The following is a 1,389-nucleotide window of genomic DNA, read 5'->3' on the forward strand; positions in this document are numbered from 1 at the left end:
CTCTTTACGCCGTCTTTACGCCCCGCCCATGCCCTCGCTCTCGTTCCTTTACGCCACTCCTGCCGACAATTGCCCCACACGCGGCAATCGCCGCAAAACGGAGAGACTTCCATGAGCGTTCTGGACGGGGTGTCACTGCTATTGGCCGTGGCGCTGTTCATTTATCTGCTGGTTGCGCTGTTACGCGCGGATCGGAACTAGGAGCAGGCTATGCACAGTTATGACTATTGGCTGATCATCGCCTTCTTTGCCGTGGTGCTGGTGCCGGCACCGTTCCTGGGGCGGTTCTACTACAAGGTGATGGAAGGCCAGCGCACCTGGCTCTCGCCCGTGCTCGGCCCTGTCGAGCGCGGCTGTTATCGCCTGTCCGGCGTGGACGAGCACCAGGAACAGAGCTGGCAGAAGTACACGCTGGCACTGCTGGCGTTCAACCTGGCCGGTTTTGTGTTGCTGTTTACCGTGTTGTTGTTCCAGGAATATCTCCCACTTAACCCGCAGAAATTACCGGGTCAGGAATGGACGCTGGCCTTCAACACGGCGGTCAGTTTCATGACCAACACCAACTGGCAGAACTACAGCGGTGAAGCCTCGCTGAGCTATCTCAGCCAGATGATCGGTCTCACCGTGCAGAACTTCGTCAGCGCCGCCACTGGCCTGGCTGTGCTGGTCGCGTTGTGCCGTGGTATCGGGCGTAAATCCACCAAGACCCTGGGCAACTTCTGGGTCGACATGACCCGCGCCACCCTCTACGGCCTGCTGCCGATGTGCCTGGTGTTCGCGTTGTTCCTGGTGTGGCAGGGCGTGCCGCAAACCTTCGCTCACTATGTGAATGCCGTGACGATGCAGGGCGTGGACCAAGTGATCCCACTCGGCCCGGCAGCCAGCCAGATTGCGATCAAGCAGTTGGGCACCAACGGTGGCGGGTTCTTCGGTGTCAACTCGGCGCACCCGTTTGAGAACCCGACTGCCTGGGCCAACCTGTTCGAGTTGTCGGCGATCATCCTGATCCCGGTGGCGCTGGTGTTCACTTTCGGCCATTACGTGAAAGACCTGCGTCAGAGCCGGGCGATCCTCGGTTGTATGCTGGCCTTGTTCCTGATCGGCGGCGCGACCTCGCTGTGGGCCGAATACCAGCCCAACCCCACCCTGAACAACCCAGCTGTTGAGCAAACCGCGCCGCTGGAAGGTAAAGAGGTGCGCTTCGGTACCACTGCCACCGTGTTGTGGTCGGTCACCACTACAGCGGCGTCCAATGGTTCGGTCAACGGTATGCACGACAGCCTCAACCCGCTGAGCGGCATGGTGGCGCTGGTCAACATGATGGTCGGCGAAGTGATCTTCGGCGGCGTCGGCGCCGGTATGTACGGCATGTTGCTCAACGTGTTGATC

2 protein-coding genes are annotated in these 1,389 nt (G+C 60.3%); both read left to right on the forward strand.

Going from position 1 to position 1,389, the window contains the following annotated elements; all coding sequences use genetic code 11:
- Positions 1 to 111 precede the first annotated feature (111 nt).
- Complete coding sequence (gene kdpF, locus FEM54_RS32565) at positions 112 to 201, forward strand: K(+)-transporting ATPase subunit F (protein ID WP_003218754.1); 90 nt, start codon at positions 112 to 114, stop codon at positions 199 to 201.
- Between the two features lie 9 nt (positions 202 to 210).
- A partial coding sequence (gene kdpA, locus FEM54_RS32570; protein ID WP_138454281.1) for a potassium-transporting ATPase subunit KdpA occupies positions 211 to 1,389 on the forward strand: 1,179 nt, incomplete at its 3' end.

Origin of the sequence: Pseudomonas edaphica (genome assembly GCF_005863185.1) — a bacterium.
Taxonomy (GTDB): Bacteria; Pseudomonadota; Gammaproteobacteria; order Pseudomonadales; family Pseudomonadaceae; genus Aquipseudomonas; species Aquipseudomonas edaphica.

Excerpts from the sequence above, each read along its gene's own strand:
- kdpF (WP_003218754.1), top strand. The coding sequence starts at position 112 with ATGAGCGTTCTGGACGGGGTGTCACTGCTATTGGCCGTGGCGCTGTTC.